This is a genomic window from Marininema halotolerans (assembly GCF_900116235.1).
Lineage (GTDB): Bacteria > Bacillota > Bacilli > Thermoactinomycetales > DSM-45169 > Marininema > Marininema halotolerans.
In genome coordinates, this window is sequence record NZ_FPAA01000004.1 from 169,635 (window position 1) to 194,880 (window position 25,246).

The 25,246-nt window shown below is 46.2% G+C and carries 24 protein-coding genes; 23 read left to right on the forward strand and 1 reads right to left on the reverse strand.

Features of this window, described 5'->3' with window-relative positions:
* The first annotated feature begins 27 nt into the window (after positions 1-27).
* The 14 genes from CHX35_RS06625 (at position 28) to CHX35_RS06690 (ending at position 16,028) form a co-directional block, all read left to right on the forward strand.
* On the forward strand, positions 28-1,551 hold the full coding sequence (locus CHX35_RS06625) for an ABC transporter ATP-binding protein (RefSeq protein WP_091835793.1): 1,524 nt from the start codon (positions 28-30) through the stop codon (positions 1,549-1,551).
* 1 nt (position 1,552) lies between these two features.
* Positions 1,553-2,629: an ABC transporter permease gene (locus CHX35_RS06630; protein ID WP_091835796.1), complete on the forward strand. Its 1,077-nt coding sequence runs from the start codon at positions 1,553-1,555 to the stop codon at positions 2,627-2,629.
* A complete protein-coding gene (locus CHX35_RS06635; protein WP_091835800.1) occupies positions 2,626-3,561 on the forward strand; it encodes an ABC transporter permease in 936 nt (311 codons plus the stop codon). The genes CHX35_RS06630 and CHX35_RS06635 overlap by 4 nt, the downstream gene beginning before the upstream one ends.
* Before the next feature lie 201 nt (positions 3,562-3,762).
* Complete coding sequence (yfmF, locus tag CHX35_RS06640) at positions 3,763-5,061, forward strand: EF-P 5-aminopentanol modification-associated protein YfmF (RefSeq protein ID WP_091835803.1); 1,299 nt, start codon at positions 3,763-3,765, stop codon at positions 5,059-5,061.
* A complete protein-coding gene (gene yfmH / locus CHX35_RS06645; RefSeq protein ID WP_091835807.1) occupies positions 5,048-6,328 on the forward strand; it encodes an EF-P 5-aminopentanol modification-associated protein YfmH in 1,281 nt (426 codons plus the stop codon). Before yfmF ends, yfmH begins: the two co-directional genes overlap by 14 nt.
* Before the next feature lie 67 nt (positions 6,329-6,395).
* Positions 6,396-7,151: an elongation factor P 5-aminopentanone reductase gene (gene ymfI / locus CHX35_RS06650; protein WP_176391938.1), complete on the forward strand. Its 756-nt coding sequence runs from the start codon at positions 6,396-6,398 to the stop codon at positions 7,149-7,151.
* A 90-nt stretch (positions 7,152-7,241) separates the two neighbouring features.
* Positions 7,242-7,499: a DUF3243 domain-containing protein gene (locus tag CHX35_RS06655; RefSeq protein WP_091835813.1), complete on the forward strand. Its 258-nt coding sequence runs from the start codon at positions 7,242-7,244 to the stop codon at positions 7,497-7,499.
* A gap of 224 nt (positions 7,500-7,723) precedes the next feature.
* On the forward strand, positions 7,724-8,497 hold the full coding sequence (locus CHX35_RS06660) for a DUF3388 domain-containing protein (protein WP_091835816.1): 774 nt from the start codon (positions 7,724-7,726) through the stop codon (positions 8,495-8,497).
* A 29-nt stretch (positions 8,498-8,526) separates the two neighbouring features.
* Complete coding sequence (locus CHX35_RS06665; RefSeq protein WP_091835819.1) at positions 8,527-9,810, forward strand: helix-turn-helix domain-containing protein; 1,284 nt, start codon at positions 8,527-8,529, stop codon at positions 9,808-9,810.
* Between the two features lie 38 nt (positions 9,811-9,848).
* Positions 9,849-11,057, forward strand: coding sequence for a helix-turn-helix domain-containing protein (locus CHX35_RS06670; protein ID WP_091835822.1), 1,209 nt, complete (start codon positions 9,849-9,851; stop codon positions 11,055-11,057).
* Between the two features lie 100 nt (positions 11,058-11,157).
* Entirely contained in the window at positions 11,158-12,099 is a 942-nt protein-coding gene (locus CHX35_RS06675) for a helix-turn-helix domain-containing protein (protein ID WP_176391939.1), read from the forward strand.
* A 483-nt stretch (positions 12,100-12,582) separates the two neighbouring features.
* Complete coding sequence (gene pgsA, locus CHX35_RS06680; RefSeq protein ID WP_091836178.1) at positions 12,583-13,167, forward strand: CDP-diacylglycerol--glycerol-3-phosphate 3-phosphatidyltransferase; 585 nt, start codon at positions 12,583-12,585, stop codon at positions 13,165-13,167.
* 30 nt (positions 13,168-13,197) lie between these two features.
* Positions 13,198-14,448 (forward strand): competence/damage-inducible protein A, encoded by a 1,251-nt coding sequence (locus CHX35_RS06685; RefSeq protein WP_091835827.1) that lies wholly within the window; start codon positions 13,198-13,200, stop codon positions 14,446-14,448.
* Positions 14,445-16,028: a DEAD/DEAH box helicase gene (locus CHX35_RS06690; RefSeq protein WP_091835830.1), complete on the forward strand. Its 1,584-nt coding sequence runs from the start codon at positions 14,445-14,447 to the stop codon at positions 16,026-16,028. The genes CHX35_RS06685 and CHX35_RS06690 overlap by 4 nt, the downstream gene beginning before the upstream one ends.
* A 356-nt stretch (positions 16,029-16,384) precedes the next feature.
* Here the strand turns inward: CHX35_RS06690 and CHX35_RS06695 are convergent, their stop codons facing one another.
* Positions 16,385-16,696 carry a metal-sulfur cluster assembly factor gene (locus tag CHX35_RS06695; protein WP_091835833.1) on the reverse strand — a complete coding sequence of 104 codons (312 nt, stop codon included), beginning with the start codon at positions 16,694-16,696 and terminating at the stop codon, positions 16,385-16,387.
* Positions 16,697-16,994: 298 nt separating this feature from the next.
* On the opposite strand from CHX35_RS06695, the gene recA reads away from it, so the two are divergent.
* The 9 genes from recA to CHX35_RS06740 all read left to right on the forward strand — a co-directional run bounded on the left by recA (position 16,995) and on the right by CHX35_RS06740 (position 25,210).
* Entirely contained in the window at positions 16,995-18,089 is a 1,095-nt protein-coding gene (recA, locus tag CHX35_RS06700; protein ID WP_091835836.1) for a recombinase RecA, read from the forward strand.
* Between the two features lie 6 nt (positions 18,090-18,095).
* Complete coding sequence (locus tag CHX35_RS06705) at positions 18,096-18,746, forward strand: RecX family transcriptional regulator (RefSeq protein WP_091835839.1); 651 nt, start codon at positions 18,096-18,098, stop codon at positions 18,744-18,746.
* A gap of 8 nt (positions 18,747-18,754) precedes the next feature.
* Entirely contained in the window at positions 18,755-19,750 is a 996-nt protein-coding gene (locus tag CHX35_RS06710; protein ID WP_091835841.1) for a metallophosphoesterase family protein, read from the forward strand.
* A complete protein-coding gene (locus CHX35_RS06715; RefSeq protein ID WP_176391940.1) occupies positions 19,747-21,210 on the forward strand; it encodes an AAA family ATPase in 1,464 nt (487 codons plus the stop codon). Before CHX35_RS06710 ends, CHX35_RS06715 begins: the two co-directional genes overlap by 4 nt.
* Positions 21,188-21,439: a hypothetical protein gene (locus CHX35_RS06720; RefSeq protein WP_245838684.1), complete on the forward strand. Its 252-nt coding sequence runs from the start codon at positions 21,188-21,190 to the stop codon at positions 21,437-21,439. Before CHX35_RS06715 ends, CHX35_RS06720 begins: the two co-directional genes overlap by 23 nt.
* Positions 21,432-22,109, forward strand: coding sequence for an ATPase (locus tag CHX35_RS06725; protein ID WP_091835848.1), 678 nt, complete (start codon positions 21,432-21,434; stop codon positions 22,107-22,109). Before CHX35_RS06720 ends, CHX35_RS06725 begins: the two co-directional genes overlap by 8 nt.
* A 239-nt stretch (positions 22,110-22,348) precedes the next feature.
* On the forward strand, positions 22,349-23,890 hold the full coding sequence (gene rny / locus CHX35_RS06730) for a ribonuclease Y (RefSeq protein ID WP_091835850.1): 1,542 nt from the start codon (positions 22,349-22,351) through the stop codon (positions 23,888-23,890).
* A 53-nt stretch (positions 23,891-23,943) separates the two neighbouring features.
* Positions 23,944-24,738 (forward strand): TIGR00282 family metallophosphoesterase, encoded by a 795-nt coding sequence (locus CHX35_RS06735; RefSeq protein ID WP_091835853.1) that lies wholly within the window; start codon positions 23,944-23,946, stop codon positions 24,736-24,738.
* 211 nt (positions 24,739-24,949) lie between these two features.
* Positions 24,950-25,210: a stage V sporulation protein S gene (locus CHX35_RS06740; RefSeq protein WP_091835857.1), complete on the forward strand. Its 261-nt coding sequence runs from the start codon at positions 24,950-24,952 to the stop codon at positions 25,208-25,210.
* Positions 25,211-25,246 lie beyond the last annotated feature (36 nt).

The window sequence follows — 25,246 nt, forward strand, 5'->3', positions numbered from 1 at the left end:
TCTCCGTGTTGGAAAGGGGAAGAGTCAATGAATGCAGTAGAAATGAAAGGGATTACGAAACGCTTCCCTGGAATTGTAGCGAATGATCGCGTCAACCTCACGGTGAAACAAGGGGAGATACATGCGCTGTTAGGTGAAAATGGTGCGGGAAAATCCACCTTGATGAACATCCTTTTTGGTCTTTATCAACCGGACGAAGGTGAAATTTTTATCCGGGAAAAAAAGACTGAGATTACAGGCCCTAATATTGCTGGGGAATTGGGGATTGGGATGGTTCACCAACATTTCATGCTGGTTGATCCTTTTACGGTAACAGAAAATATTATCCTTGGTTCGGAACCCACCCAGAACGGAATGATTGATCAACGTAAAGCGGAAAAGGAAGTGCAGGCCATTTCCGACCGTTATGGACTTAAAGTAGATCCGCGAGCGAAAATTCGCGATATTTCTGTGGGAATGCAACAGCGGGTAGAGATTTTAAAAACCTTGTATCGCGGAGCGGACATTCTGATCTTTGATGAACCGACAGCGGTTCTCGCCCCCAAGGAAATTGATGAATTAATTGTCATTATGGAGAACCTAGTTAAAGAGGGAAAAACCATCATCTTCATCACTCATAAGCTAAAAGAGATTATGCGTATCTGTGATGCGGTAACCATTATCCGACAAGGAAAGTTTATCGGTCGTGTCGATGTTGCCGATACCGATGAAAGTCGCCTTGCTTCGATGATGGTTGGACGCGATGTCTCTTTCACTGTCGATAAAAAACCGGCTCAACCAAAAGAGACTGTCTTATCCATTCGTAACTTGCGGGTAAAGAATAGCCGTGGAGTCGATGCGGTTCGTGGCCTGGATATGGAAATTAAGGCAGGGGAAATTGTTGGTTTAGCAGGTGTTGATGGGAATGGTCAATCCGAATTAATCGAAGCGATTACCGGGTTGAAATCAGCCCATAAAGGTGAAATTGTCCTAAATGGAAAAGCGATTACCAATTTAAAGCCTAAAGCCATTACCCACCGTGGTGTGGGACACATTCCAGAAGACCGCCATCGCCGTGGCCTGGTATTGGACTTTTCGATTGGTGAAAATATGGTGTTACAAACCTTTGATCAAAAACCCTTTGCAAAGGGTTGGACATTACAGTATCCCCAAATTTTTAAGCACGCCAAGCGCTTAATTAAAGAGTTTGATGTACGTACCCCCGATATTCACACACCAGCACGAGCACTTTCGGGAGGAAATCAGCAAAAGGGGATTATCGCACGTGAAGTGGATCGGGATCCTGATTTCCTCATTGCAGCACAACCCACACGAGGGCTTGATGTCGGTGCGATCGAAGGGATCCATCGCCGCTTAATTGAGCAGCGGGATAAAGGAAAAGCGATTCTGTTAATGTCCCTCGAGCTTGAGGAAGTTTGGCAATTAGCGGATCGCATTGCAGTGATCTATGAAGGGAAGATCGCTGGGTGGGTTGATCCAGCTACAACGACGGAAGAAGAGATCGGCCTCTTGATGGCTGGTGGTCAAGTAGGTACGGAGGTGTCATCTTAAAATGCAGGTACTATCGAAGATTAACAAGCAGTCATCGATCTTCACTTCTCTTGTCTCCGTGTTCCTGGGGTTATTGGTTGGTGGAGTGATGATGATTTTAGCCGGTTATAACCCGATTCAAGCCTATATCGCCCTATTTCAGAGTGCATTTTTACAGCCCTTTGATATCGGTGAAACGATTCGTACGATCACGCCTTTGATCTTAACGGGTCTTGCTGTCGGACTCGCGTTTCGGACCGGTTTATTTAATATTGGTGTGGAAGGCCAATTTATAATTGGTCAACTGGCAGCCGTGATTGTTGCTTTAAAATTGGATTTACCCCCCGTTATTCATGCCATTGTTGCCGTGATTGCAGGGGCATTAGGTGGTGCTTTGTGGGCCTTTCTTCCTGGCTATCTCAAAGCCAAACGGGGCGTCCATGAAGTAATTACTACCATCATGCTCAATTTCATAGCGCTGTACCTATCCAATTTGACCGTTCGGGAATGGTTGACCGATGGGGCAGATAAAACGAAGGAAATTCCTGAGTCTGCCTCGCTTCATTGGAATATGTTAAGTCAACTATTTGATAGCTCACGGGTTCACTTTGGTATCTTTATTGCTATCGTAGCGGCATTCTTTATGTATTATTTATTGTGGAAAACGACCACGGGCTATCAGTTGCGAGCAGTCGGTTATAATCCTCATGCCTCAGAGTATGCAGGGATGAATGTATCACGAAATATCGTCTTGTCGATGATGATCAGCGGGGTTTTTGCTGGTTTGGCGGGCGCATCGGAGTTGCTTGGAACGGCAGGATATCAAGCCATTCAAGCTTCCTATACCGGAATTGGCTTTGATGGAATCGCGGTCTCCCTGCTTGGTGGAAATTCACCACTCGGCATTGTGTTATCCGCCTCACTTTTTGGCATACTCACCTATGGTGGCAGCAATATGGAGTATGTGGCAGCAGTTCCTCGTGAAGTGATCCGAGTGGTGTTTGCTGCAATTATCTTCTTTGTTGCTGCGAACATCGTTCGGTGGGTAGCGCAACGGAGGAAGAAAAAAGTGATCGATAAAGGCGGTGAAGGTAAGTGATCAATTCCCTAACAGATATTTTGGCAACAACCATTCTCTACATGACTCCGCTCCTGTTGACTGCTATGGGTGGCCTGTTTTCAGAGCGTTCCGGTGTCGTCAACATTGGTTTGGAAGGTTTAATGACGATTGGTGCATTTACCGCTGTGATTACGACGCTTGAGACACACAATCCATGGCTTGGACTGATCGCTGCGATGATTGCTGGGATGCTCTTTTCAATTCCCCATGCGGTTGCTTCGATTACCTTTAAAGCCGATCAAGTAGTAAGTGGAGTCGCGATTAACTTCTTAGCTTTAGGGGTGGCCGTTTATTTGGTAAAAGCATTGTACGAAGGAGCGGGCCAAACTCCTGATGTGCAGGAAGTGTTACGAAAAATGCCGATTCCAGGGTTGGAGAAAATTCCTGTGATCGGTCCTGCTCTATTCGATGTATTTCCAACGACCTATCTTGCATTCATCATTGTTTTTATCGGTTATTTTGTCCTGTACCGTACACCTTTTGGTATGCGACTTCGGGCGGTTGGGGAACATCCTCAGGCAGCAGAGACCATGGGAGTGAATGTATATCGGATGCGGTATACAGGCGTGATCATCAGTGGTGCATTGGCTGGATTAGGTGGAGCGAGTTTATCCATCGCAATTGGAAGCCAATTTAGTGAATCAACGATTGCTGGCCAAGGGTTTATCGCACTGGCAGCGTTGATCTTTGGGAAATGGCATCCCTTCGGTGCCTTGGGTGCCTCCGCGTTTTTCGGCTTTGCTGTTGCCCTGGCATTAAAAGGACAACTAATTGGACTTACGAACTATGTGCCAAGTGAAGCCTTGAGTATGCTTCCTTATATTTTAACGATCCTAGCCCTCGCAGGATTTGTAGGTCGGGCGGAAGCGCCAGCAGCGATTGGTAAACCCTTTGAAACAGGGGGACGCTAAATAAAAAAACTCTCCATATTATTGGGGAGTTTTTTTGTGCCGAAAATCAAATCAGGTGGGAGAGAAAGCGGTGGAAGCATTCTTTCGGTGCAATATTTTCCATCCCTTCGGTCATACTATGGATCATAAGCTACTGTGTTCTTTCGAATCCTGGTCTCATGAACTATAATGGAATGATAGACCAAAGAAAGAGGTGTTGACGTGTCTTCTGTCCAATTTGAAACGGTGCAGATGGGGAATTTACGTGTCCATATTTGCTCCACAGAAAAATTTAAAACGAACATGATATCGGCGCTCGTTCAACAGTCGCTTTCACCAGAGACGGTGACTCGTCATGCGCTATTGCCTGCTGTTTTACAACGAGGCACTCGTTCGTATCCAACCACGTTACAATTGAAAAGGAAATTGGATGATTTATATGGAGCGACGCTGTTTGGTGATGTGTATAAACGCGGAGAGCGCCATATTATGCAGTTGGGTATGGAGATCCCGAATGAAACGTATTTAACCGAAGCAGAATCTCTTCTTGATCAGGGAGCAGCCTTTCTTGGGGAAATTTTAATGGCCCCTGCAACTGAAGGGAATGCGTTTAAAGAAACTTATGTTAAGGCGGAAAAGAAAAATCTGAAACAAAAGATCGAGAGTTTAATGGATGACAAGATCCGCTATGCTGCGCAACGTTGTGTTTCGGAAATGTGTAGTGATGAGCCCTTTAGTTTGTTTAATCATGGTCGTATGCAAGACCTTGATTCCATCACGGCCCAAGATCTTTATACATACTACCAGGAATTGATACAGACCCGTCCACTTGACCTTTATTTTGTGGGCAACCTATCCGTGGATCGTGTCTGCACCTTGGTGGATCAATTTTTCCCAACAGAAGGACGACAACGCAATCCCATTTCAACACCCGATGTTCACCATGCTGTCCGTGACGTCAAAGAAGTGGTTGATCGTCTAGATGTGAAGCAAGGGAAGCTAAACATGGGGGCACGTACCCAAATTGCTCTTCAGGATGACGATTATATTCCGTTGTTGATGTATAACGGAATACTCGGGGGTTATCCTCATTCCAAACTATTTATTAATGTACGTGAAAAGAGTAGCTTAGCCTATTATGCTGCCTCGCGTTTAGAAAGTCATAAAGGAATTCTCACTGTACAATCAGGGATTGAAATCGAGAATTATCAACAGGCTGTTGATATCATTCGAGAACAATTTGATTTGATGCGGTCTGGGAACATTACGGATTCGGAAATTTCCCAGACGAAAGCGATGTTGGTGAATCAGTTACGCGAACGGCAAGATCGATCCCATGATTTAATCGATTCCCATTATCACAGTGTGTTGAGTGGAGTGGATCGTCCCCTGAATGAACTGATTGAAGGGGTACAGCAAGTCTCCAAGGATGATGTGGTACGTGTTGCAGAAAAAGTTCAGATTGATACCATCTACTTTTTACGGGATAAGAAAGGGGGAGCCCAGGGTGGAGCGCATTGAGCATCAGCAATTAAACGAAACGCTTTATCATGAACAATTACCCAATGGGCTTCAGGTTTATCTACTACCGAAGCCAGGTTTTAATAAGACCTACGCTACGTTTACGACCAAGTATGGATCGATTGATAACCATTTTCAAAAACCTGGGGACAATGAGGTACGTGTACCCGATGGGATTGCCCACTTTCTTGAACATAAAATGTTTGAGGAAGAAGATGGGGATGTCTTTGCTAAGTTTTCGAATCATGGAGCTTCTGCCAACGCTTTTACCAGCTTTGATCGTACCGCTTATCTCTTTTCTTGTACGGAGAAGGTGGAGGAAAATCTGACGACCTTAATTAATTTTGTGCAGAATCCCTATTTCACCAAAGAAACGGTGGAAAAAGAAAAGGGGATCATCGGTCAGGAAATTCAAATGTATGATGATAATCCTGATTGGCGCTCTTATTTTGGTTTGATTGAAGCCATGTATAATCAACACCCTGTCAAGATCGATATTGCAGGGACGGTTGATTCAATTGCTAAGATCACGAAGGATACCTTATACACCTGCTATGAAACCTTTTATCACCCGAGTAATATGCTATTGTTTGTTGTTGGACCCATTGATCAGGAGAAGATCATGCAGTTAGTACGGGAAAATCAAGCAAGCAAGGAATACGGAAAACAAGGGGATATCAAGCGTTTCTTTCCGAAAGAGGCTGATCGCGTAGCTGAAAAGAAAAAAGAAATTCAGTTATCAGTGGGAATTCCCAAATGCCTCTTTGGCTTTAAAGAGCAAAAGGTGGGGTTGAGTGGAGACGCACTGGTCAGACAAGAATTAGCGACAGAATTGATGTTAGAAGCATTGTTTGGTCAGGGATCTGATTTATATCAGGCTTTGTACGATGATGGCTTGATCGATGATCACTTTAGCTATGACTACAGCTTGGAGAAGGGTTATGGCTTCTCAGTCGTAGGCGGAGATACTGCGGATCCTGATGCCTTGTTAAGCCGCATTCAAACGGAAATTCCACCGATCGTTGAAAAAGGGATCCCTGAAGACGTTGTGGAACGCATTCGGAAAAAGAAATTAGGTGGCTATCTGCGTTCATTTAACTCCCCAGAGTGGATGGCAAATCAATTCACCCGCTATCGTTTTAACGATACGGATCTCTTTCAGGTAGTGCCCATCCTCGAAGAATTATCGGTTGAGGAAGTGAACAACCGTTTACGTGATCATGTTCAGTGGGATTATTTCTCTGCGTCCATTGTTCGATCCCATTAAACTACTTGCAGAATGAATATAGACGCCCCCACAGGGGGCGTATTTTATTGAAAGGAGGCGATTCTACGTGAAAAAATGGTTACAAGGAGAAACGGCACTTGTTTCAGGGGGGAGCCGAGGAATCGGGGCGGCGATTGCCCTTGAATTGGCCAGCAATGGGGCTGATGTGGCAATCAATTATTTGGAGCGCTCCGTTGAAGCAGAAAGGGTCGCCAAAGCATGTCAAAGAGAAGGGGTGTCCGCAAAGGCATATCCGGCAGATGTGGGAAATCGTCAGGAAGTGAATGCCATGCTTACCCAAGTAGAAAAAGAATTTGGAGAGGTATCCCTTCTTATCCATAGTGCAGGAGTGACCGGTAAAAGTTTGCTCTTTCAAGATGTGGTAGATGAGGAGATGGACCTTCTCTTTAATACCCATGTACGTGGAGCAATGCATCTCGTCCAAGGAGGAATGCCTGGGATGATTCGCCGTCAACAAGGGAGAATCATTTTAATTTCATCCATTTGGGGGGAGGCTGGAGGTGCAGGGGAAGTGCTTTACTCCGCAGCCAAAGGGGCGATGAATGGCTTGACCCGTGCGCTTGCAAAGGAATTAGCACCCTCTGGAATTACAGTGAATGCGATTGCACCCGGGGCAATTGAAACGGATATGTTGTTAGACCAATTATCTAAGGAAGAAATCGAAGAGTTGACAGAGTCCATTCCAATAGGCAGAGTGGGGAAACCCGCGGAAGTGGCTCATTTAGTCGCACATGTATGTAGGAAGGAGAGTGCCTATCTAACCGGGCAAATTCTTCATGTGAATGGCGGATGGTATCCATGAGAAAGAGGTTTTCTCTTGAGATTGCATAAGCAAAGGAAGGATTGTCCATATTATCGAGAGAGGATATCTTCTTTACTAGGAGGGTTATATATGTCAGTCCTAAATGACTTTGATGGATGGAAAAATTTCCTTAGCGATCGTGTTAACCAAGCGCAAACGATGGGTATGGATCAAGATTCCATGAGTAATGTGGCTTATGAACTAGGGGATTACCTCTCTCAGAGCATTGATCCCAAGAATAACGAAGAACGACTACTAAAAGAATTATGGGATTGTGCAGATGAGCAGGAACAGCGTACGATGGCAAATTTAATGGTGAAGATGGTATCAGACGGAAAACAACATTAATGGTTCACTTTGACACCGATTCAATGGAAGTTAAAAACACTTTTTCCTGTTGGGGAAGAGTGTTTTTATTTTTACTCGAAGGGGGCTGTCATTTTTTATGAGGGCGATTTTCTTACGATGCGGGTTCGCTTTATCGGCAACTTATGATATACTCTAATCAAAATTATATGGTCTTCCAGTTCGATCGAACACTTTAACAGGATGGTTGTGAAAGGTGTGTTGAGATGGGTGGCCACGATTGGTATTTGGAATACCAAATCCACAGAAATCGACCGGGGCTTCTAGGTGACATTGCATCACTTTTGGGAATGCTTTCTATTAATATTCTCACAATTAACGGTGTTGAGAATAAACGCCGTGGAATGCTTCTTAACACGGACGATCGAGAAAAGATCCACGCTCTAAAACACATTCTGAATCGTGTGGATAATATAACGGTCACTGCGATACGACCGCCGACTTTAATGGATCGTATGGCAGTACGACATGGTAGATATCTGGATCGATGTTTAGAAGATAAACGAACCTATCGTTTTACCAGAGAAGAACTTGGTTTATTGGTTGATTTTATGGCGAAATTGTTTCAAAAAGAAGGGAACCAAGTGATTGGCGTTCGCGGAATGCCACGCGTGGGAAAAACAGAATCCATAGTTGCTTCCAGTGTATGCGCTAACAAACGATGGACGTTTGTATCCTCTACTCTCTTACGACAAACGGTTCGTAAGCAATTAGCCGAGGATGAGATGACACCCAATAATGTTTACATTATTGATGGGATCGTATCGACGTTACGTTCAACGGAACGGCATCACATGCTTGTTCAGGAGATTATGCGGATGGATGCAACTAAAGTGATTGAACACCCTGATATTTTCGTCAGAGAAACCGAGTATTCGCTGGATGACTTTAATTATATTATTGAATTACGCAATGAACCGGATGAAGTAATCTCTTATGAAGTGCTGGATACGGATATGGCAGCATTTGATATAAGGTGATTCGGAAGTTATTCAGGAGGTGTCGTTTGATGCAAGGTATTGGTTCGCAACTAAAACAGACGAGAGAGTCAAAGGGTTATACGCTAGAAATGGTGCAGGAAAGCACAAAGATTCATATGGAGTATCTACGTGCATTGGAGAATGATCAGTTTGATACGTTACCCAGCCCATTTTATGTACGGGCTTTTCTCCGTACGTATGCCCATAGTTTAGGTTTGGATGCCCAGCCGCTATTGGATTATTATGAACGTTCTGCAACGTCGTCTCGTATGCCTCGGCGGGGAATCCAGCCACAGGGGCGTTCAGTGCAAGGGGGACCTTCGCATGGACAAGCTTCTCGTGATTTACGCCCTCAACCTCGTATTGGGCGAACCTATGCTCCTCGCTCCCAAAGGATGACGCAACCACAAAGGGAAGGAATGATGAACACCCAGAACCATCGCCCCCTTCCTCAGCAACAGCCAAATGTTCCAAATCAGGCAGAGTTGCAGCAGTCAACGCAGCAACAACAATCCTTTGCAAGTAGTTCAAACCTACCCCCAAATCAAGAGCGTCGAGGATCGCAACCTCGTATGGGAACGCAACAACCACAGCAGGCGACTGGACAATTTCGTGCAGTAACGACGGATCAACAAACGATGCAATCTACCCAAAAAATGCCTACATTGGCACAACAATCACAGCCGGCTGGTGAAGTGAACCAATCCACCAGTTCCGTCCCGGCTGTTAGCCAAGCAACCATGGTGCCTCGCCGTGTACAACAAGAAGTGAAGCGAGGCATATTACAAGGGGATGGGGATCCCACTAAGAAGAAAAATAAAAAGCGAAATACATGGATGGTTCGAGTAGCAGCGGTGGGCGCTTTGCTATTAGTAACCGCGGGGGCTTTAACTTCTTTATATGGCGGTTCAGCTGATCAACCGGCACCCAAAGGGAAGAACAAAGAGGTGGTTGCGGAGTCAGCATCCAATTCGACGGTTAGTGCGAAGACGCCCGATTCAACCACGATAACCAAAGTAGAAACGGGTAAGGATATTGAAGGGGATTTATATACCCTAAAAGGTGCTAAAAAAGTGGAGATCGAAATCAAGGCGATTAAAGGGGAATCGGGTCTCACCTACGGGACAAAAACCAATAATCAAAAGGAGAATTTCACCCTGAAGGTGGGGGATAAACGCTCGATTGATGGTGACAAATTTATTTGGTTCCGTCTCTTTAAACCTTCAAATACTGAGATCAAGGTGAACGGTGAGGAGATCGACACGACGGCTCAAGATGTTCCAAAAAGTTATCGAATTAAATTAAGCAAATAAACGCACTCAAATTTCACTAACTTTTGGAGGTGGGCCGTTTGTCCGCTGAAATCGGTCACCGCCTCAGGCAAGCCAGAGAGTCTCAAGGGATGAATCTCCAGGAGTTGGAACAACGAACTGGGATTCCACAGGCGCACCTGACTGCGATGGAAGATGGAGACTTCAGTGATTTTCCTAGCCCTTATTATGCACGTGTTTCCCTTCGGACCTATTCCATTGCGATTGGGCTGGATTCTCGAAGTATCCTTAATCAGTATCGCCAATCCTATCGTGCGGATGGGACGTTCATTGGTGGAGCAGGTACTTGGATGAACGCTTCTGACTCGATGTCCTCGTCTGACAGGCTATCTAATCAAGATCGAAGGAACCGCATGTCTATGCGACGTTCTGAGCGGGAGGGGTTGAAAGCGAATGATCCTTCCGCTGGACAGCCAGGGAGTGGAGCTCGCTTTCCTCGTCGCGAACAGCGTCTTTCAAGACAACCCTTGGATGAGGGTAGAGGAACGTTGCCAGGCGAAGATTCTTTGAGCGATGAGGGGACAGGGGAATTACCACGTCGAGTTACATTACCCAAGGATCTGCCTGACCCGTATGAGTTAGGCCTCAATCCCTCTTCTGAGGTTGCTGCTACGGAAGAAGAGCATTCTTCGCTGGCTCCTGTTGCAACAGAGGGTCTACGACAACGAAAAGGGAAATATACACTTCAGCGGCGAAGTGAAGCCCCTAATTTAAAAAATAAGAAAAAGTCCTCTTCCTTTGGGAAGTGGTATACTCGATTTTTAATTGTGGGTGCGATGTTATTGATCCCAGCGACAGGCTATGTAGTCTATGATTATTATCGCGCTGATCCACCTGTTCCTCCAGCAAAACAGGAACAACCTAGCCATGAAGCACCAAAGGATTCAGGGGATCAGAATTCTGATGATGTAGGTAAACCAAATTTGAATCCGATTGACATTGGTAAGGGGAATGTTGATCAATATGAACTGAGTAATGCAGGTAAGATTGAACTAAAGTTAAAAGCGAAGGACGAATGCTGGATCCAGCTCAGTGACCAAGAAGTGGGAGATTCTTTGAAAGAGGCTGTGTTAAAAAAAGGACAAACCTTCTCGTATTCCTACGACAAAGGAATGGAGTTATGGATTGAATTGGGTCGCCCACAAGAAATTGAAATGACAGTAAATGGGTTGGGCGTGAAAACCTCCTATGGTAAAAAGAGGAAATTTCGCGTAATTCGTCTTCAGTGAACGCTTCCGCAGATAATAGGCGGAAGCCTTTTCACTGAGTGGATAATGAGTGGAACAATACTCATCGAATAGGATGCGACATCAAGAGGAGGATGACCCTATGCCACGACCGACGGATCAGCTTCGCTTGCGCCGGGAACAGGCAGGTCTAACATTAGAGGATATTCAACGACAAACGCGTATCCGTTTGGAATACTTACGAGGGATAGAAACAGGCGATTACTCATTATTACCTGGCAAATTTGCTGTACGTCGAACTGTCGAGGCATACTGTAACGTACTTGGCCTCGATTCTGCACGCATGATGAGGCAAATCGAGGGAAGTCATTCCTCGTCAATTGAATCTTCGTATTCGGTTCCAGCTCCAGTAGACAAAACTCCTGATCCATCGGCAAAATTGCCTTCACGAAGTCGAAGTCGGAAGGAACGGACTGAAACTCGAGCGGAAAACGAAACTTCTCGAATCAGGGGTCGTCAGAAGGAGCAGCGAGGGAGAAGGAGAAGGAAAAAAAGTGCAGTGGGAGAGTTTTTGGAAATGATCCAAGCTCCCTTGAAAAAAGGAATCCCTTTGAACCTTGTCATCATACTTGTTGGGGTACTTCTACTTGGATTGGGTACGGTATGGGTGGTGAAGGAATTCATTGGTGAGGAGACTGCCACACAGAAGCAAAAGACATCCTCTGAGAAGAATTCTTCACATTCATCACCGATCCAAGGAGATTCATCCGTGGTTGAGCTGATTAAGCCTTCAGAGACATATAAATATGGTGACTTATTTAAGGTATCAAAGGCGGATGAGATCATGGTGACTTTGCAAGTGGAAAAGGAGACCTCTTTTATTTATCGAAAAGGGGGACCCACAGAAAAGATCGCTGAAAAAGGAAAGATAAAAGCAGGGGAAAAAAAATCGTTTCACCATGACAAGTGGATTTCCCTCGAAGTGGGTACGCCTAGCCATGTGAAATTAATCGTGAATGGTCATGAGATTGATACTTCCCATGACGCTAAAGATCACCATTACCAAATTCAGCGAAAACCATAATGCAGGGTGGTTATGAGTCCATGATAGGCGTTTGCCTGCTTTGACATGGGGGAAGCGCGTGTATTATACTTACGGAAGAATTGCGAGAATGGGAACGTGAACGTTGGATCGAGCCCTTTTCCGCCAGGGCTCGTTTTGCCGATTTCCCCTCCTATCAGTCGCTGGCCTTGGCGGGTGGGTTGCAATTGGAGGCTTAAAAGCCATAGGAGGGATACATATTCCGTCTGCGGATGCCCTCTGATGGGCGGAGACATGATGTTCCTATTACCGCATTTATCGATATGTATCGATTCATCCCGTGTGAGTGGATGGATGAAGATCATTCAATTCGTTCATTCATAAAAGACGATTGGAGTGTCAAACACAGTCATGTATATGGATGACTGTATCGACAAAACCAGAGCTTTGCGAGGAAGAATGCCGGGGCGGTTACTGTTTGGAAAACGTCGCGGAGGCGAACTCGCGGGGGGAGGTTCGCAAAAGGTGAATCTAGCGAATAAAATCACCTTGGTCCGGATATTTCTTGTTCCGGTCTTAATGATCTTTTTGTTGGTCAAATATGACCTGGGTCAATTCCATTTGGGTGCAGGGAGCATTACCGTTAGTGAAATGATTGCAACGCTTATTTTTATTGTTGCTGCGATCACGGACGGTTTAGATGGCTACATTGCACGAAAGCGGAAGCTCGTGACCAATCTTGGAAAGTTTTTGGATCCTTTGGCAGATAAACTGTTGATTTCTGCCGCACTGATTTCATTGGTAGAAATGCAACGGCTTGATGCATGGATTGCTGTTGTGATCATCAGTCGTGAATTTGCGGTTACCGGTTTGCGATTGGTTGCTGCAGCAGAAGGTCAAGTAATTGCGGCAAGCCCAATGGGGAAGCTGAAAACAATTATTCAAATTATCGCCGTGGCAGCACTGATCTTGAATAATTTCCCATTCTCTTCCGTTGCTTTTCCCTTCTCGGAAATTTTCATTTGGCTTGCTGTGATTATTACCGTCATCTCTGGGGTGGATTACTTTGTAAAAAATAAGCGAGTCATTCGTTTTACAAAGCCCCGGTAACAGACCGGTTCGAAGAAAGGGCGTCATTCGATGCGTGCAGAATTAGTGGCCGTTGGGACGGAAATTCTTCTAGGCCAAATCGTGGATACGCATTCTGCTTATCTGTCTAGCGAACTATCGAAACTGGGGATTGGTGTCTATTATCACACTTCTGTTGGTGATAATTGGGATCGGTTGAAAGAAGTGGTGAAACTTGCTGCTAGCCGGTCAGATGTGGTGATCTTCTCCGGTGGTCTAGGTCCAACTGAAGATGATTTAACCAAAGAAGTGGTTGCTGAGGTGTTGGGATTCGAGTTGGTGGAGCATTCTCCGTCTAGAAAGTTTATGGAGGACATGTTTACCGAGAGAGGATTGTCTGTTCCCCCTTCGAATTATAAGCAAGCGCTTGTTTTTCCAGGGGGGCGTGTTTTTTCTAATCCGAATGGGACGGCTCCTGGGGTCGCAGTGACTCATGCAGGAACAACGTTTATCTTACTTCCAGGCCCTCCAACGGAGCTTTATCCGATGTTTACTAATGAAGCCCGCCCTTTTTTGGAAGAGATCAGTCCGGGAGAAATCGTTGTGTCCAATGTTTTACGTTTCTATGGGATTGGTGAATCTCATTTGGTCGCACAGATGGAATCCTTGATCCGTGAACAAACCAATCCAACGATTGCGCCTCTTGCCAAGGAAGGGGAGGTAACCCTTCGATTGACAGCAAAAGCGCAGGATGAAGAAGAAGCTCGACGATTGATTGCACCTGTGAAGGAGAAGATTATTGCAATTGCTGGACGTTTCCTCTATGCAGAGGACGATGATACGTTGGAAGTAGCTCTTGTCAAGGGATTAAGAGAGAAGAAAAAGACCGTTGCCTTTGTAGAGAGTTGTACAGGCGGATTACTGACGGAAATGGTGACTTCGGTCCCTGGTGCCAGTGCCGTTCTTCAGGGTGGAGTGGTCGCTTATAGTGCAGCCACCAAACATAAATTGGCCGATGTGCCTAACCCACTCATTGAAGAACATGGCACCATTAGTATGGAAACATCCCTCGCAATGGCGGAAGGAATCCGGAAACGATTGGATACAGACTATGCATTGAGTACAACCGGTGTGGCGGGTCCAGATTCTGTCGAGGGAAAGCCGATCGGCCTTGTTTATATTGGTATCGCAGAACGGGGGAAGCCGCCTCGTTCCTTCCGTCTTGATCTGGGTGGTTCTCGACAAAAGATCCAGATTCGAGCGGCGAAACATGCGCTTTTTACATTACTGGAACGTTCAAAGAAAGGTGAAGCAACACAATGACGCAATTTGATTCTTTTCAATTAGATCCGCTTATTTTAAAAGGGGTACGGGATATGGGTTTTGAGGAACCCTCCCCCATCCAGGAAGAATGTATTCCAGCCGTTCTCCGCGGCGAAGATGTGATTGGCCAGGCACAGACAGGTACAGGTAAAACGGCTGCTTTTGGAATCCCACTGTTGGATCATGTGGATACGAGTCGCCGTCAAGTACAAGCAGTCGCTTTGGCACCCACACGGGAACTAGCGATCCAGGTGTCGGAGGAGTTACGTAAAATTGGTCGCTCCAAGAGAGTGAGTACCCTTCCCATTTATGGGGGTCAATCCATTGGTCGGCAGATTAAGGCCTTAAAACAAGGAGTTCATGTGGTTATTGGAACACCTGGACGTATGCTGGATCACCTTCGTCGGGGTACTCTAAACTTGGATGCAGTTGAAATTTTTGTGTTAGATGAAGCCGATGAGATGTTGGATATGGGCTTTATCGATGACATTGAAGCAGTCATGAAATTTTTGCCTGAACAACGTCAATTATTGTTGTTCTCTGCTACCATGCCACCAGGGATTCGGCGGTTAGCCCACAAGTATATGAACAAGCCGAAGTACATTACGGTGAGCCGAGGGGAAGTGACGGCTCCCGTTATTGAACAGGTCTATTATAAGGTGTTAGAAAATGGAAAGTTAGAATCCCTTTGTCGTATTTTAGATAGCGAAGATGTGGATCAAGGAATTCTCTTTTGTCGAACGAAAAAAGGGGTCGATGATCTTTCAGAAGCGTTACAAGCTCGTGGATACCTCTCTGGAGGGCTTCATGGAGACTTGGCGCAACAACAACGCGATCGCGTAATGAATGCATTTCGACGTGGAGATATTGAATTGCTTGTTGCTACGGATGTCGCAGCACGTGGGATTGATATTGGAACGATCTCTCATGTTATTAACTATGACATTCCACAAGATGCTGAAAGTTATGTTCACCGCATTGGCCGTACAGGTCGTGCTGGCCGTACGGGGCTAGCCCTTACCTTAGTAACTCCCCGAGAAATGAAGCAACTTCGTTCGATTGAACAGGAGATTCATGGACACCTTACTCCTCGGGAGTTGCCAACGTTAGAGGAAGTGGCTGAGCGTCAACAAAAAGTATTGGTTGAACAGCTGGAGGAGACATTAAATTCGTCGGAAGCAATGCCGCTCTTTGAAGAGATGGTTCGCGATTTGGTTGATCAACATGATCCCGTAAAAGTAGCGGTTGCAGCCCTTCACCTTGCCTTTGCGGATCGCTTCACAGCAGGACACGATGCAGTTTACGATTTTGGTGAAACAGGCGCATCTCCAGGGATGGTACGCTTTTTCATCAATGTCGGTCGCAATGCAGACATTAAGCCCAAAGAGCTGGTTAAAGCGATTGCTGAACAAGCTGGGATTAATGCACGGAATGTGGGGCGTATTAATATTTATGATCGCTTTTCCTTTGTGGAAGTACCAGAGGAAGCAGCTCCCTTTGTTTTTGAAGCGCTACGACAAACGAAGATTAATGGTGCACGGGTAAATCTAGAACCTGCACGTCCGCGTAATCGGTCGTAATGGCATAGTCAACACTAACGAGCGTCGAATGGATTGTTTTTGTATGAAAGGAAACGTTTTAAAGGTGTGGCTATAAAGTGATAGATAAAAAGACTGACGTCTGAGGTAATGGCGTCAGTCTTTTTATCTTAATTGAGCCGGGGATACTCCCGTTTTTACCTTCCTTTTCACTTTCTAAAATCGGTTAATGAACAGATTTGCACCTCGTTATAACAAGCGTGCAGCCGATGAGAAAATTTGCATTCAAAGAGTCCCTGATTCAGTTCCACTTTGCTGGAAAGGAATCAGGGACTTCGTTTGTCATTGACATTGGAGAGGTAGAATCAAATAAGAGGTTTTATTTGTAACGAATCACCTTAGTGAATTCCCAGCGCCATTTTTGCATAGCGAGACATGCGTTCCTTCGACCATGGTGGGTTCCACACGATATCTACTTCGACGTCGTTGACACCATCGACGGATTTGACAGCGGTGGTTACCATTTCATTAATCGTACCAGCAAGGGGGCAACCCATTGCGGTCAAGGTCATAGTCACCTTAGCTTTTCCTTCATCGTCAATATCGACGCCATAGACAAGGCCTAGGTTTACAATATCGATATGGAGCTCAGGATCCTCAACGGTCTCGAGGGCTTCCATGATTTCTTCTTCCATTTGTTCTTTGTTCATTTATGGATGACTCCTTTCCGATGGATCTAGTTTTTATTATATCATTACGGTAGAGTAAACCCCTACATGCATCAATCAGAGGGGCTGAAGTAAGGGTACCATAACCGCTCTCATGCATCAAAGGGGGAAGGTATCCTTGTTGTGAAAAGATCGGCTCTTTTCCTTCCATGACGGCACGTTCTGACAAAATATAGGAATGCGAAAAAAATACGAATGAATGTTCGCAAATGATCTTGGCACGAAGGGAAAAAGGATGTATGATGAATGTATCTACTGGATTCGAAGGAGTGGGTTATCAATGTCAGATCGCCGTCAGGCTTTGGATATGGCTTTGCGACAGATAGAAAAGCAATTTGGTAAGGGTTCGATCATGAAAATGGGCGAATCCGAGATTCGCCAAATTGAGACGGTTTCCAGCGGAGCGCTCGCCCTGGATATTGCTCTTGGTGTGGGTGGATTTCCTCGTGGTCGGGTGATTGAAGTTTATGGACCGGAGTCATCAGGGAAGACGACAGTGGCTCTTCATGCGATTGCTGAATCCCAACGCAAAGGGGGTCAAGCTGCATTCATCGATGCAGAGCATGCTTTGGATCCTGTTTATGCACGGAAGCTCGGTGTGAATGTGGATGAATTGCTTCTTTCCCAACCAGATACAGGGGAGCAAGCGCTGGAGATCGCAGAGGCTTTGGTACGGAGTGGTGCGGTGGATATCATTGTGATTGATTCGGTGGCCGCCCTGGTACCCAAAGCGGAAATCGAAGGGGAGATGGGAGATTCTCATGTAGGACTTCAAGCCCGTCTGATGTCCCAGGCGTTACGTAAGCTTTCCGGTGCGATTAGCAAATCCAATACCATTGCGATTTTTATTAACCAGATTCGCGAAAAAGTGGGCGTGATGTTTGGTAATCCCGAAACGACCCCCGGTGGTCGAGCTCTTAAATTTTATTCAAGCGTTCGTTTGGAAGTTCGCCGTGCGGAAACAATTAAGCAAGGCAATGATATGGTCGGAAACCGGGCACGAATCAAGGTTGTAAAAAATAAAGTGGCACCTCCGTTTAAGCAGGCAGAAGTGGATATTATGTATGGGGAAGGAATTTCCCGTGAGGGTAGTATCTTAGATATTGGTAGTGAGTTAGATATCGTAAATAAATCAGGTGCTTGGTATTCCTTCGATGGTGACCGGTTGGGACAAGGTCGGGAAAACTCAAAACAATTTTTGAAGGAAAATAGTCAGATCGCTCTCCAGATTGAAAATCGGATTCGCGAACACTTCGATCTCAGCGTGACTCCAGTTTCCGATGACGATGTGATGGCGAAGAATAAGAAGACAGCGAAGGCGAAAGATGAACTTCTTGCGGATGCACAAGCGCCTTCTTCTGATAAAGGCGAGTGATTGTTTATGAGTACATCGGGCGAAATCACACGTATTGAACGCCAAAAGAGTGGAGCGCCCCGCTATAATATCCATATCGATGGTACTTATCGCTTTGCTGTTCATGAGGATGTTTTGATCAAATGGTCCTTAGCTAAAGGAATGATCGTGGACACCGAGAAGATGGAGGGAATCCTCCAAGAAGAGGAGCGCAACAAAGTTCGTCAGGCGGCTCTTCGCTACGTGGGATATAAACCGCGCACGCTTTACGAAACCAAACGGCATCTCATTAGTAAAGGATTTGCTGAGGAACATATCACTCACGTGATAGCGGATATGGAGACAAAGGGATACCTCGATGACCGGCGTTATGCTGGCAACTGGGTAGAGGAGCGACGCCGTACCAAGGGGTACGGCGTTGCCGTGCTTCGCCAGGAATTGCTGCAAAAAGGAGTTTCTTCAACGGTTGTGGAAGAGGCAATCAGTCATGTAAAAGAAGAAGATGAAGCGACGATTGCCATGGCGACGGCAGAAAAGCGCTATCGGCGGTTGTCGCTTCATCCATGGAAGGTTGTGGAGCGGCGGTTGGGACAATATCTATTGCGCCGCGGATTTCATTCATCACTGGTTCGTCGTTTGTTGTTGGATTTTAAGAGGCGGCACCAAGAAGGGGAGTGATTTCTCCAATGCTACGTTTACTATATGTGACTGATACACATATTCGCGGTACGACGCCTCGCAGTCGGTTGGATGACTTTGTGGCCACTCTCCGTGCAAAAATGGAGGAAGTTGTCGCGTTGGCTGAACAGGAAAGTGTCGATGCGGTCCTTCATGGAGGGGATCTGTTTGACCGCCCAGATATCTCCCCTGCTGTTGTCCGTGATTTTGCGGGGATTTTCCGCGGTTTGCAGGTGCCGGTTTATACAATTGCTGGAAATCATGATATCTACGGGCATAATCCTGGAACAGTGGATCGTTCGATGTTGGGGTTGCTTGATGCCTTTGGTACCGTTCACCTATTGCGGGAGAAAGAAAAGGTCGTCATCGAAAAAAACGGGACGAGCCTACAATTGACGGGTCAACCTTTTCACTATGAACTGGATAAAAGAGATCCTGAGCTAGATTACACTGTTTCCAAGGATGAGGGTATGGATTTTGCTGTTCATATGGTCCATGGAATGGCGGTGGAACGCGCTTTACCAGAGGGTGTTCCTCATACGATGGTACACGACCTGTGGGGGGGAGAAGCGGATGTCCTCCTCACAGGTCATTATCATGCAGGATTTCCTTTACAAGAGAAGGAAGGGCGTTATATTGTGAACCCAGGTGCCATCGCCCGAATTAATAACCACCCTTCAGAGATGCGCCGGATGCCCCAGATCGCCATACTGGAATTTGATGAGAAGGTAACGGTCACTTTTCGGCGTTTGCGATCAGCGGCTCCGGGAGAGAGTGTATTGGATCGCTCGTACCTTGAACAGGCTGCTTATCGAGAAGAGAAGATGGTTTCATTTGTACAGGAAGTTCAAGCAGCTGGCGAATTTCGTGGGATGGGGGCACGGGATATTGTTGAAGATATTGCCCGCATGGAAGGAATTGACGAAGAAGTAAAGTATGAAGCATTACGCCGAATTGCTGTGGTTCATGAACGGTTGGGTTCAGAAGGGGAGTGGGGGGATTGAAGGGGTTTAAACATTTGCTCATCGAAAATTTTCAATCCCATGAACGGACGGAAATCGACTTTGCTAAGGGCCTCAATGTGTTTGTAGGACCATCCGACAGTGGGAAAAGCGCGATTCTGCGGGCTCTTCGTTGGCTGTTGTATAATCAGCCAAAAGGAAAGGATTACATCCGAGTTGGGAAAGAGCGTTGTCGTGTGTCGTTGACCTTGATGGATGGTACGTTGATTGTACGGGAGCGATCGGCTTCCATTAATCGATATACAGTGACTCCCCAAGGGGAAGAAGCCATGGTATTTGAGGGATTTGGTGGACAAGTCCCCTTAGAAGTGATGGAAGCTCATGGGATGCACCCACTTAAACTCGATACGGACTGGAACATGCCGGCCCAGTTTGGGACACAGTTGGAAGCTCCCTTTCTTCTTTCTGAAACAGGGGGGGTTAAAGCCAAATCGATTGGTAGAGTATCGGGCGCGCATCTGATAGATATTGCGCTTCAAGGAACGGTCCGGGATATGCGGAGCCTTTCTTCTGAAATGAAACATGATCTAGAGGAAGCCAATCGCTTAAAAGAGTCGCTAACAGCCTATGATGATTTACCGCATCAAATAGATCAGTTAGAAAAAACGGAGCAGTGTTACAGGCAAGCATCCGAATTACAACAACGTTTGGAAGGATTACAATCTCTTAGGCAGCGCTTGCTTGCTTGTCAAAAACGAATTGAAAGCGAGCGCACGCGATTGAAAACATTTCGTCAGCTGTCTGCTGTGGAATCCATGGTGGCAAGCTTTACACAGAATCATGAGCGTGTGAAGCACATGGAGCGTATGGCGCAAATCTATCCACGCACCCTCACAGAAATTCGTGATTGGCAGCGGGTGTTACAAGAGACAGCCCAATGTGAGTTACTCGAAAGGAAACTGATGACCTTGGAGAAACTGGCTCATCAGAAAGGTCGGATGGAAAAAGTGCTGCAACGAAGGGAGTTTCATTATCTCGAGAAAAAACGCGTACAAAACTGGTTACATCTGACGGAAGCCAGTCAACAGATTGATCTTGTTACACTGGAAGGAAAAGAACAACACCAAATGCAATTAGTGCGTCTACTTCCACGGCTTCGACAGCTCCAAGGGGAGAAGAGACAATTGCAACAGCATCTTCGTCAGACAAGGGCACTTCCTGAGAGCGAAATGGTCGAGTTGGTTGAAGGTTATCGGCGGCTTAAATCCCTCCGGCAACGAGCACAGGACCTACAGGATCGGCGATCCCGAATCGCTCAGGGAATCGCTTATAAGACCAAGCAGGAGCAACACATTAACGAATATATTGAAGGATTATCCGGGGTGTTGGCAGAGTTGGGGCGTTGTCCGACTTGTGGTTCCGAGGTAGATGGGTCAGTGGTCGAACATATTGTGAAGGAGTATCAAGGAGGTATGCGTGGTGAAACAAGAAGAGCAAATTAAAGAGATCAAGGAACGATTAGAGGAAGCGAAAAATTTACGTTATAAAGCAGAAATTCGCCTGGAAGATTTGGAGCGCCAAGAACAGGAAATCCTCCAGGAATTAAAGGAATTGGGAGTTGAGCCTGAGCGTTTGGAAGAGGAGATTGAGAAACTCCAACAGGAAATTGCGCAAAAGATCGAAGAGGCATGGGCGATGCTACCCCGAGAGTTGGCGCGCAATAATGGATGAACATCAGGACTTAGCAACCCTCCATAAGCAGTTAGTGGGTGCACGAGAAGAGGCCTTAGTAAGAAGAGCGAAGCGGGACGAATTAACAAGGTTGTTAGGTGAAGTCGACGCGCGCCTTGCCGAACAGAACAAAAAACGGGAGATCTATGACAAAGTACGTGTCCTGCTACAGCAGTCTGCTGAACATGCTCGTTCACAAGCAAAAGCGCAAATGGAGACATTGGTTACCAAGGCACTACAATATGTCTTTGGTCCGTTGTTTCGCTTTGAAATTGAACTAACAGAGCATGGAGGAAAGCCTGTTGCAGAGTTTTATGTGATTACAGACTGGGAAGGAACCTCTGTCAAAACAAAACCCCAAGAAGCGCGTGGAGGCGGAATTGTTGATATCACATCCTTAGCGTTACGCATTGCCTTGATTGAAACCTTTCGTCCCCGACCCACAGGGCCACTGATTTTAGATGAACCAGGAAAACATGTCAGCCGTGAGTATATCCTTCCCATGCTCGAATTTTTAAAATCAACAGGGGAAGTGTTTGACCGGCAAATTCTCTTAGTCACCCATGACCCCCACCTCACAGAGGGAGCGGATCAGGCCTTTGAAGTAGGGATGAAAGGCGGTGCATCCGCTATTAGACCTATGCGCTTGCTTGACAATGGGACAGGGTAAATAATACAATTGGTGTGCAACTGATAAACCCCTTAATTATGGTAGTTAACAGTTGTAAACATGATTTTTTTGAGAGAAATGACATGTGTATTACCCAGTAAAGGGTCTGAAAGCTTCTGTTAGGGAGACCTATCTCTACCTTCGTTTGCCCATTGATTTACATGCGTGGACCTTAGATAGACCGAAATCATCGGTCTTGTTTTATACATGGAGAAGGGAGGAGGTGGGTAGATATAGTTGTGGAATATGTAGTATGGCCTCTCCTGTTTCTCCTCGGTGGCATTGTTGGTACATATGTTGGTTACCGTATGCGTCAGGTAACAGCTGAAGGTCGTATTGGCGGTGCTGAGCAAGAGGCAGAGCAGATCATCGATAAAGCGCAACGCGACGCAGAGACGATGAAACGAGAGCAGGTATTGGAAGCGCGGGATGAAGCGCACCGTTTGCGGACCGAAGCAGAAAGAGAACTTCGTGAACAACGAAATGACCTGACTCGTTTAGAACGTCGATTGGTGCAAAAGGAAGAAACGCTGGATCGAAAACAAGAGTCTCTGGAAAAACGAGAAGAGACCATTGGACGAAAAGAGAGCAAAGTACAAGAGCGGGAACGGTGCATTGAAGAATTATATCAAGAGCAGGCCGCTGAGCTAGAACGTTTGTCAGGCTTGACATCGGAAGAAGCTCGGCAGTTGATCCTCTCCCGTGTAGAGCAGGAAATGCGGCATGAAACGGCGCAATTGATCAAAGAGATGGAGAATCAAGCCCTAGAAGAAGCGGATAAAAGGGGTCGGAGCATCCTATCCCTTGCAATTCAACGCTGTGCTGCGGATCACGTCGCAGAAACCACGGTCTCGGTTGTCACACTGCCAAATGATGAGATGAAAGGGCGGATCATTGGCCGTGAGGGTCGTAACATCCGTGCTTTAGAAACGTTGACTGGTATCGATCTAATCATTGACGATACACCCGAAGCGGTGATTCTCTCTGGTTTTGATCCCATTCGACGCGAAGTGGCTCGTGTGGCATTGGAAAAATTGGTGGCTGATGGACGGATCCATCCTGCACGCATTGAAGAGATGGTTGAAAAATCCCGTAAAGAAGTGGATGAACGGATCCGTGAATATGGAGAACAAGCCACATTTGAAACGGGCGTGCATGGTCTCCATCCCGATTTGATCAAGATTCTTGGTAGACTGCGCTTCCGGACGAGTTATGGACAGAATGTCTTGAAGCATTCAATGGAAGTGGCTCATCTAACAGGATTGCTTGCAGCCGAATTGGGTGAAGATGTCCACTTGGCAAAACGTGCAGGTTTATTGCATGATATTGGGAAAGCGATAGACCATGAGGTAGAAGGCTCCCATGTGGAAATTGGCGTAGAATTGGGCAAAAAGTATAATGAGCATCCGGTTGTGATCAACGGGATTGCTTCACACCATGGTGATGTAGAAGCAACCAGTGTCATCGCTGTGTTGGTAGGTGCTGCGGATGCCCTATCTGCAGCTCGTCCAGGAGCACGGCGTGAAACACTCGAAGCCTATATCAAACGGTTGGAGAAGCTTGAGGAGATTTGCGAATCCTTCGATGGTGTAGAAAAATCCTATGCCATTCAAGCTGGACGGGAAGTTCGCATCATGGTTCGCCCTGATGAAATCAGTGATAGCGAATCCGTACGACTCTCTCGTGAAATTAAAAAGCAGATAGAAAACCAGCTAGATTATCCAGGACATATCAAAGTGACCGTCATTCGTGAGACGCGAGCGGTTGAATACGCAAAATAAAAGTGGCTTAACTGCCACTTTTATTTTTTCTAAAAGGGCTTGGAGGATAAATTATGCGCGTATTAATGATTGGAGATATTGTGGGGGAGAGCGGGAGAACCACACTCTCTACCTATTTACCCCGCCTCAAACGTACTTATCAACCGGACGCAATCATTGTGAACGGGGAGAATGCCGCAGACGATGGGCGGGGGATTACACGTGGGATTGCCCGGGAATTTTTTGGGGCCGGTGTGGATGGAATCACATTAGGGAACCACACATGGGACAAGCGGGAAATTTTTGATTTCATTGATGATGAACCGCGTTTGATTCGTCCTGCCAATTACCCAGAAGGTGCTCCAGGAGCCAGTGTAGTTCGACTTACCCTATCGCAAGGGACCCTGACCGTAATCAGCCTAATGGGACGTACCTTTATGAATAACCTTGACTGCCCCTTCCGCAAAGTGGATGAGCTTCTAACCTCCATCAAAGGAAAAGGACCGATACTCGTCGATTTTCATGCGGAAACAACCTCTGAAAAACAAGCGCTTGCTTGGTACGTTGATGGGCGCGTATCGGCGGTCATCGGTACCCATACGCATGTACAGACAGGGGATGAACGGATCCTTCCCAATGGAACTGCTTTTCTCAGTGATGTGGGGATGACAGGGCCCTATGACTCGATATTAGGAATGGAAAAAGAGGTTGTACTCAAACGTTTTCTTACGCAATTACCTGTTCGGTTTGAGGTTGCTAGAGGTCGATCTCAACTGAATGGGGTTCTCTTAGACATCAACGTTACCAGCGGTATAGCGCAGGGGATTAAGCGGATACGAATTGATGATGATCAGCCATGGTTTGAATAATTCTCTATTAAAATGATGAGAAAATGAGAGGGTTAAGAGTGTCTCCTTGGTGGAAAAGGATAAGTATCGGCAATAAAAACCTGTCCTGATAGAGAAAACCTTTAGTGACAAAGAGGTTCGCGTCAATCAGCTTGGATTAGCAGGAATTTATAAAAGTTTGCCGAATATATTACGAGTGGATACAGTCCAAACCATCGAGGAGGTAGCTGACATGGATGTATTAAAAGTTTCAGCAAAGTCGAACCCGAACTCCGTCGCTGGTGCACTGGCAGGTGTCCTGCGCGAACGAGGGAATGCAGAGATTCAAGCCATCGGTGCAGGGGCACTTAACCAGTCTGTAAAGGCGGTTGCGATTGCAAGAGGATTTGTTGCACCGAGCGGAATGGATCTCATTTGTATCCCAGCATTTACTGATATTGTTATCGATGGTGAGGAACGTACGGCCATCAAACTGATTGTTGAACCTCGATAAGAAACATGTGCCTAGAATATGGACGATAAACCTGTT

Excerpts from the sequence above, each read along its gene's own strand:
- CHX35_RS06695 (WP_091835833.1), bottom strand. The coding sequence starts at position 16,696 with ATGAACAAAGAACAAATGGAAGAAGAAATCATGGAAGCCCTCGAGACC.
- CHX35_RS06690 (WP_091835830.1), top strand. The coding sequence starts at position 14,445 with ATGACGCAATTTGATTCTTTTCAATTAGATCCGCTTATTTTAAAAGGG.
- CHX35_RS06660 (WP_091835816.1), top strand. The coding sequence starts at position 7,724 with ATGGGTGGCCACGATTGGTATTTGGAATACCAAATCCACAGAAATCGA.
- CHX35_RS06735 (WP_091835853.1), top strand. The coding sequence starts at position 23,944 with ATGCGCGTATTAATGATTGGAGATATTGTGGGGGAGAGCGGGAGAACC.
- CHX35_RS06655 (WP_091835813.1), top strand. The coding sequence starts at position 7,242 with ATGTCAGTCCTAAATGACTTTGATGGATGGAAAAATTTCCTTAGCGAT.
- CHX35_RS06740 (WP_091835857.1), top strand. The coding sequence starts at position 24,950 with ATGGATGTATTAAAAGTTTCAGCAAAGTCGAACCCGAACTCCGTCGCT.
- CHX35_RS06685 (WP_091835827.1), top strand. The coding sequence starts at position 13,198 with ATGCGTGCAGAATTAGTGGCCGTTGGGACGGAAATTCTTCTAGGCCAA.
- CHX35_RS06705 (WP_091835839.1), top strand. The coding sequence starts at position 18,096 with ATGAGTACATCGGGCGAAATCACACGTATTGAACGCCAAAAGAGTGGA.
- CHX35_RS06665 (WP_091835819.1), top strand. The coding sequence starts at position 8,527 with ATGCAAGGTATTGGTTCGCAACTAAAACAGACGAGAGAGTCAAAGGGT.
- recA (WP_091835836.1), top strand. The coding sequence starts at position 16,995 with ATGTCAGATCGCCGTCAGGCTTTGGATATGGCTTTGCGACAGATAGAA.
- CHX35_RS06675 (WP_176391939.1), top strand. The coding sequence starts at position 11,158 with ATGCCACGACCGACGGATCAGCTTCGCTTGCGCCGGGAACAGGCAGGT.
- CHX35_RS06725 (WP_091835848.1), top strand. The coding sequence starts at position 21,432 with ATGGATGAACATCAGGACTTAGCAACCCTCCATAAGCAGTTAGTGGGT.
- CHX35_RS06710 (WP_091835841.1), top strand. The coding sequence starts at position 18,755 with ATGCTACGTTTACTATATGTGACTGATACACATATTCGCGGTACGACG.
- CHX35_RS06630 (WP_091835796.1), top strand. The coding sequence starts at position 1,553 with ATGCAGGTACTATCGAAGATTAACAAGCAGTCATCGATCTTCACTTCT.
- CHX35_RS06625 (WP_091835793.1), top strand. The coding sequence starts at position 28 with ATGAATGCAGTAGAAATGAAAGGGATTACGAAACGCTTCCCTGGAATT.